General features: G+C 67.5%; 7 protein-coding genes. 4 read left to right on the forward strand and 3 right to left on the reverse strand.

Annotated elements, in window-relative coordinates:
* Positions 1-596, reverse strand: a 596-nt coding sequence (locus tag NN2_RS07360) for an MFS transporter (RefSeq protein ID WP_501193547.1), incomplete at its 3' end; no start/stop codon positions are given.
* Between the two features lie 522 nt (positions 597-1,118).
* On the opposite strand from NN2_RS07360, the gene NN2_RS07365 reads away from it, so the two are divergent.
* The 3 genes from NN2_RS07365 (at position 1,119) to NN2_RS07375 (ending at position 4,463) form a co-directional block, all read left to right on the forward strand.
* The gene (locus NN2_RS07365; RefSeq protein ID WP_063011592.1) at positions 1,119-3,416 is read left to right on the forward strand and encodes a transglycosylase domain-containing protein; all 2,298 of its coding nucleotides are present in this window, start codon (positions 1,119-1,121) and stop codon (positions 3,414-3,416) included.
* Between the two features lie 111 nt (positions 3,417-3,527).
* The gene (locus NN2_RS07370) at positions 3,528-4,031 is read left to right on the forward strand and encodes a GyrI-like domain-containing protein (RefSeq protein ID WP_063011594.1); all 504 of its coding nucleotides are present in this window, start codon (positions 3,528-3,530) and stop codon (positions 4,029-4,031) included.
* 6 nt (positions 4,032-4,037) lie between these two features.
* Entirely contained in the window at positions 4,038-4,463 is a 426-nt protein-coding gene (locus NN2_RS07375; protein ID WP_030514164.1) for a GyrI-like domain-containing protein, read from the forward strand.
* Between the two features lie 251 nt (positions 4,464-4,714).
* Here NN2_RS07375 and NN2_RS07380 read toward each other — a convergent pair whose 3' ends face one another.
* Together NN2_RS07380 and NN2_RS07385 are read right to left on the reverse strand one after the other, a co-directional pair.
* On the reverse strand, positions 4,715-5,809 hold the full coding sequence (locus NN2_RS07380; RefSeq protein ID WP_063011596.1) for an inositol-3-phosphate synthase: 1,095 nt from the start codon (positions 5,807-5,809) through the stop codon (positions 4,715-4,717).
* On the reverse strand, positions 5,802-6,359 hold the full coding sequence (locus NN2_RS07385; RefSeq protein ID WP_036507131.1) for a PadR family transcriptional regulator: 558 nt from the start codon (positions 6,357-6,359) through the stop codon (positions 5,802-5,804). Before NN2_RS07385 ends, NN2_RS07380 begins: the two co-directional genes overlap by 8 nt.
* 146 nt (positions 6,360-6,505) lie before the next feature.
* Between NN2_RS07385 and NN2_RS07390 the strand changes: the two genes are divergently transcribed.
* Positions 6,506-6,919, forward strand: coding sequence for a DUF5318 domain-containing protein (locus tag NN2_RS07390; protein WP_030514161.1), 414 nt, complete (start codon positions 6,506-6,508; stop codon positions 6,917-6,919).
* Positions 6,920-7,149 lie beyond the last annotated feature (230 nt).

The following is a 7,149-nucleotide window of genomic DNA, read 5'->3' on the forward strand; positions in this document are numbered from 1 at the left end:
GAGCCGACACAGCGCGTGGCGGGCGCCGCGGCGATCGTCGCGAGGACGACCGCGGCCGCGGTGATGCCGAAGACGTAGGTGTGCGAAATATGCGCGGCGACAACGGCCATCACCGCTCCGCCCAGCGCGCCGAGGCTGTAGGCCGCGTGCAGGCCGGACATGATCGGCCGGCCGTAGGCGTTCTGGCAGCGCACCGCGGCGGCATTCGCCGCGACGTCCAGTACCCCGTGCGCGGCGCCGAAGCACAGCGCCGCGGCGGCGAGCGCGATCGGCATCCGGCAGCTGCCGACCAGCGCGAGACTCAGGGCCAGACCGACCCCGCCGACGGTCAACAGCTGGGGCAATCGAGCAGGCCGGGCGAGGCGACCGCCGACCTGGAGGCCGGCGACCATGCCGACCGCGGCGGCGAGCAGGACCCCGGCCAGCCCGGCCGTGCCGAGTCCGGCGGATTCCTGGACCGCGGGGATCCGTGTTCCCCAGACGGCCATCACGACGCCGAGGCCGGCGAAGTAACCCGTCAGCAGGCCGCGGCTCCGGACGACGTCGTCGGGTATGTCGAGTACGCGATTCGGAGGCATCGCGATGGTGCGTGTCATGAAGGCTCCATCAGTGCCGCCACCGATTTCGGGGTCGACGACGACCCGCGCGATCGGCGGTGGACGGATATGACGATTCCCGCCTCTTGCCCGGGGCAGAGGCACACGGACGGCGGGGAGAAAGACGTTCGGCGAGTGAGAGGTCGAATGCGATGCGCGACGTTGCACGTGAGCAAAACGGAAGCTACCAGGCAGTTTGTCGAGCTACCATTCGGAACGACCGCTGGTGCCTCACTTCACAAAATGCGTGTCGGATGTCTAATTCATCCGTTTCGGTCCCGGCAACCGGGCGGTCGACACGGTGTCGGAAATACGTTGCGTTCCGCCTCTGCTTCATGGCGGCGAGTGCGGTTGCCGACGTGGTTATTCGGCTCACACCGATGCGCCGTCGGCCGGTCGTGACCGGTTTTCGAGCGGGATCACGATTTACTGGGTATTAGCTGTTCTGGTTGACCACCGACCGGCCCCGTAGGCTGGACGGGATCGTTGTTTCTCGCTGGTTCGCCGACGCTCCGGGAGGAGATGATCGTGAGCTCGACCCGCAAACCGCGGCGCGGCCGCCCGGAAACGGCGCCTTATGCCTCGATTGCCGGGTGGAAGCAGCTCGACGGTGTGTCCCGGCCGAACAGCGGGCGTCCCCGCCGCCGCGAGAAACCGGCCGGCGCCCGCGAACGCCCGCCGCGCACACGCGGTCAGCGGATTCGGCGTCTGCTGCTGGCCCTGTTCCTGATCTTCGTCGCGATTCCGTCGTTGCTGTTGGTGCTCGCGTACTGGAGCGCCGAGATACCCGATCCGAGTGCGGTGCAGACCAATCAGATCGCCACCGTCACCGCCGCCGACGGAACGACCGTCCTGGCGAAAATCGTTCCCCCCGAAGGCAATCGCACGCCGGTGCCGCTGTCGGAGGTGCCGCAGACCATGCGCGACGCCATGCTTTCGGCCGAGGATCGCGACTTCTACCGCAATCCCGGATTCTCGGCGCCGGCCTTCCTGCGCGCGGCGCGCGACAATCTGCTCGGCCGCGACGACGCGGGCGGTGGATCCACCATCACCCAGCAGTACGTCAAGAACGCCTTCCTCAGCTCGGAGCGCACCCTGTCGCGCAAGATGCGGGAGCTGGTGATCTCGGCGAAGATGGCACGGCAGTGGAGTAAGGACGACATTCTCGCCGCGTACCTCAACACCATCTACTACGGCCGGGATGCCTACGGGATCGCGGCGGCCGCGCGCGCCTACTTCGACAAACCGGTCTCGCAGCTGACCCTGGCCGAGGGCGCGGTGCTGGCGGCGGTGGTGCGCACGCCGTCGATCCTGGACCCCGAGACGCACCTCGACCAGCTGAAAGCCCGGTGGAACTACGTGCTCGACGGCATGGTCGGGATGGGCGTGCTGACACTCGGCGAACGCGACAAGGTGCAATTCCCGACGATCGCGCCCGCACCCAAACCCGACGACGACGCCGCCCGCGGCCCCGCCGGGCTGATCCGCACCCAAGTGCTGAAGGAGTTGCGCGCGACGGGGATCAGCGATCAAGAGATCAACACCGGTGCGCTGCAGATCACGACGACCATCGACGCCAAAGCGCAGGAGGCCGCGCTGGACGCGGTGCACCGCACCCTCGACGGCCAGCCGCCGCAGCTGCGCAGTGCGGTGGTGTCGATCGATCCGCGTTCGGGTGCGATCCGGGCCTACTACGGCGGCGAGGACGGAGTCGGCTACGACTTCGCCCAGGCTCCCCTGCAGACCGGGTCCTCCTTCAAGACCTTCGCCGTGCTGGCGGCGCTGCAGCAGGGCTTCACGCTGACGTCCCAGCTGGACAGTTCGCCGGTCGTTGTCAACGGGGTGCGGGTGACCAACGTCGAGGGTGAATCCTGCGGAACCTGCAGTCTCGCCGAGGCCTACAAGCGTTCGCTGAACACCAGTTTCATCCGGCTCACCCAAGCCATCGGACCCCGGGCGGTGGCCGATGCCGCCCACCAAGCCGGTATCCCCCAGCAGATCCCGGGCGTACCGGGCACCTCACTGTCGGAACCCGACGGGCAGCCGGCGCCGACGGTCGTCCTCGGCGTGTACTCGGTGCGGCCCATCGATATGGCGTCGGCCTATGCCACCATCGCGGCGTCGGGCAGCTATCACCAGCCGTACTTCGTGCAGCGAGTGGTGGCCGGTGACGGCCGGGTACTGCTCGATCGCGGGGCGCCCGGGGGCGGGCAGCTGCCGCCGCCGCAGCAGCGCTTCCCGCGCGGGATCACCGATACGGCCACCAAGGCGATGCAGCCCATCCCGGCGTATTCGAACGGCCACACGCTGGCCGGGCGTCCGTCGGCGGCCAAGACCGGGACGACGCAGCTCGGAGACACCGGCGAGAACAAGGACGCCTGGATGATCGGTTTCACCCCGTCGCTGTCCACCGCGGTCTGGGTGGGTACCGATCAGCCGGAGCCGATCCGGACGGCGGGCGGCGGCATGATCTACGGCTCCGGGCTGCCGTCCGACATCTGGAAGCGCACCATGGACGGCGCGCTCGCCGGCACTCCGGTCGAGCAGTTCGCCAATCCCGATCCGAGCGCCGCGGCCGGGCCGTTCGCGGCGCCCCCGCCACCGAATTCGGCGGGGCCGTTCACGGAGCCGGAGCCCCAGACCGCGGCGCCGCAGCCGACCGGGAACGCGCCGTTCGACGTCCTGCAACCGCCGTCGCAGTCGGAGCAGCAGCCGCCGCCGGTGATCGTCATTCCGCCCGCTCCGCCGCCACCGCCACCACCCCCGCCGCCGCGGCAGGTGGAGATCTTTCCGGGGCTGACCGTCCCGGTTCCGGGATGACGGTCCGATCCGGCACGCTGTGATGAAACGAATTGGAGTAATCCGGCCATCATCCAGCACACGCCGATAGGGTGGAACGGGGTTGAACACGAGACATTAGGGGCGACACGGGTGGATTTCGAAGTGGTGGAGCGCCACGAGACACTGGTGGCGGGCACGGTGCTACGCAGCCCGGCGCTGGCGGTCGAGGGACCGCGCCGGCAGAAGGTGGAAGAGGCGTGGAAGCGAACTCTGGCGCGCCGGTTACCCGGCCCGCCGGCGACCGCATATGTCGACCACGCGCCCGAGATCGGTTCCTATCTGACCCATATCGTCGGCTACCGGTGCGAGAGCCTCGACGATCTGCAGCCCGGTGATGTGCTGGCCCGCGTCCCCGCGGCGAAGTTCGCGCGCTTCCTGCGCACCGGCGACAACCTGGGCGACACCATCGTCTCGATCTGGCGCGCGGTCTGGGATCTGGAAGCGGCCGGCGCGCTGGTGCGGGCCTACACCGGCGATTTCGAGCACTATCCGGAGGCGCGCACGGTCGAGGTGTTCGTCGCCCTGCAGAGCGATCCGCTGACCGACGCGTTGAACAACGGTGTGGCCCAAGCCGATTCCGGCGAGAACAGGTAGGGACTCGTGGACTTCGAAATCGTCACCCTGGAACCGAGCCTCGTCGGGGGACTCACCGTCCCGCTGGCCGGGCGCGAGGTGACCGCACGAGATCTGGATCTGGTGAACTTCACCTGGGACCGCTATCTGTCGCGGGAGAAGAACGTCCCGCGCGTCGCGGCCTACATCGGCCAGGACGACCACGCCGTCGCGGTCCTCGGCTACGAACTCGGCGGACTCGACGAACTCGACACCGGCGACGTGATCACCCGCATTCCCGCGGGCCGCTATGCCAAATTCGTCGTCTCCGACAAGCCCTACGATCTGCTCCGCACCGCCTGGGCCAAGGTCGCCAAGGCCGAAAGCGCCGGCACGATCACCCGCTCCCACACCGCGGAGATCGAACGCTACACCGGCCCCACCTCGGTCGAGGTGTACGTGTCGCTCGACTGACCGCCGAACGAAAAGCAACGAATCAGGCTGGGCCCCCGCGATTTCCGCAGGGGCCCAGCCTGATTTCGAAGCCTGATATTCACAGCGACATTCGCGCCTGACGCAACCCCGCACGGGCCGACCTCGAGGAGGCCCCGTTCGCGGCCGGCTCGCCGATGCGGTGCCGTGGCGCAAGCGACGAAGGAGCAAGCCACGGCGCCGCATCGGCGAGCCCTAGGGGCCGGGAACCCGCCGAGCGAAGCGAGGCCGAACTACTCAGCGCCGATGATGAACGCTTCCAGCTGGGTGCGCGCGACGTCGTCGGCGAGCTGCTTCGGCGGGGACTTCATCAGGTAGGCCGAGGCCGGGATGACGGGTCCGCCGATGCCGCGGTCCTTGGCGATCTTGGCGGCGCGCACGGCGTCGATGATGATGCCGGCCGAGTTCGGCGAGTCCCACACCTCGAGCTTGTACTCCAGGTTCAGCGGCACGTCACCGAAGGCGCGGCCCTCGAGGCGCACGTAGGCCCACTTGCGGTCGTCGAGCCAGCCGACGTGGTCGGAAGGGCCGATATGCACGTCGTTGGCGCCCAGCTCCTTCTTCAGGTTGCTGGTGACCGCCTGGGTCTTGGAGATCTTCTTGGACTCCAGGCGCTCGCGCTCGAGCATGTTCTTGAAGTCCATGTTGCCGCCGACGTTGAGCTGCATGGTGCGGTCCAGCTGCACGCCGCGGTCTTCGAACAGCTTGGCCATCACGCGGTGGGTGATGGTCGCGCCGACCTGAGACTTGATGTCGTCACCGACGATCGGCACGCCGGCGTCGACGAACTTCTGCGCCCAGGCCGGGTCGGAGGCGATGAAGACGGGCAGCGCGTTCACGAATGCGACGTTGGCGTCGATGGCACACTGCGCGTAGAACTTGTCGGCATCTTCCGAACCGACGGGCAGGTACGAAACCAGCACGTCGACCTTGGCATCCTTCAGCGTCTGCACGACGTCGACCGGCTCGGCCTCGGAGAGTTCGATGGTCTGCGCGTAGTACTTGCCGATGCCGTCGAGGGTCGGGCCCCGCTGGACGGTGACGCCGGTCGGCGGCACGTCGGAGATCTTGATGGTGTTGTTCTCGCTGGCGAAGATCGCATCGGACAGGTCGAATCCGACCTTCTTCGCGTCGACGTCGAATGCGGCGACGAACTTCACATCGCGCACGTGGTACTGGCCGAACTTGACGTGCATGAGGCCGGGCACAGTCGAGTTCTCGTCTGCGTCCTTGTAGTACTGCACGCCCTGGACCAGCGAGGAGGCGCAGTTGCCCACGCCGACGATGGCCACGCGAATCTCATTGGCAGCCGGGTTGACATCACTCATGGCCGACATTTCCCTCTTTCTGTGGTGCCGCCTTCATTGATTGCTCCGCTGCAATCAACTCGTTGAGCCAGCGCACTTCGCGCTCGCTTGATTCGAGACCGAGTTGATGGAGCTGGCGGGTGTAGCGATCCAGTGTTCCGCTGGCGCGCTTGATCGCCTCCCGCAGTCCTTCTCGGCGCTCCTCGACCTGCCGTCGTCTGCCCTCGAGGATCCGCATCCGCGCCTCGGCGGGGGTGCGGCTGAAGAAGGCGAGATGAACGCCGAAGCCGTCATCGGTGTAGTTCTGCGGGCCGGTATCGGCGAGCAGTTCACCGAACCGCTCTCGACCCGATTCGGTCAGTTGGTAGACCCGGCGGGCCCGGCGGGTGACCGCGCCGGCCGGACTCTCCTCGGCGATCAGACCGTCGGTCTGCATGCGCCGCAGCGTCGGGTACAGCGACCCGTAGGAGAAGGCCCGGAACGGTCCCAACAGGCCCGTCAACCGTTTGCGCAGCTCGTAGCCGTGCATGGGTGACTCCAGGAGCAGCCCGAGAATCGCGAGTTCGAGCACGGGCCTCACCTCCTGACTGTATTGAACAGACCTAACCGATGGATGCGATTACAAACTATATCGGACCGATATAGTGAGTGGAAAGGAACGTGTGGCTTCTCTCGGTGGCATGCCGTGCCCCCGCCGACGCAAGTACTCTGGGACCCGTGCGAATTCAGCGGCAGGTGGTCGACTATGCGCTCCGGCGCAGGTCGCTGCTGGCCGATGTCTATGCGGGCCGTGTGGACGTCGCCGAGGTATGTGATGCGAATCCGTACCTGCTGCGTGCGGCGAAATTCCACGGGCGGGGGAGCGAGGTCACCTGTCCGATCTGCCGAAAAGAGCAGCTCACGCTCGTTTCGTGGGTCTACGGCGACGGATTGGGACCGATCGCGGGTTCGGCCCGAACCCCCGAGGAACTGGTGCGGCTGGCCGAGACTCGGGAAGAGTTCTCGGTGCACGTGGTCGAGGTGTGCCGGACCTGTAGTTGGAATCATCTGGTGCAGTCGTATGTGCTGGGACACACCCCGGCACCGCGGCGCCGTCGTGGTGGCGGCGCTCGTCGGACTGCCGCCGAATGACGGGCACACTCGACTGATATGTGGAGCGGTTCCCATACCGGCCGACGACGGCCGCGCACGCCCGCACCGAGCTATCCGGACCGTATCGAGTTATGGAGATCCAGGCTGTGACTTCGCCTTACGACGATGGACCGAACGGCGGTCGGCCCCCGCGCGGCCCGCAATCCGGACCCGGTGGTCAACCACCGCGTCCGGCAGGCGGCAACCCGCCCGGCGCCCGGCCGCTACCG

The organism is Nocardia nova NBRC 15556, assembly GCF_001613005.1.
GTDB classification, from domain to species: Bacteria; Actinomycetota; Actinomycetes; order Mycobacteriales; family Mycobacteriaceae; genus Nocardia; species Nocardia nova.

Bases quoted from the DNA above. Each gene is read 5' to 3' on its own strand.
- NN2_RS07380 (WP_063011596.1), bottom strand. From the start codon at position 5,809: ATGAGTGATGTCAACCCGGCTGCCAATGAGATTCGCGTGGCCATCGTC.
- NN2_RS07365 (WP_063011592.1), top strand. From the start codon at position 1,119: ATGATCGTGAGCTCGACCCGCAAACCGCGGCGCGGCCGCCCGGAAACG.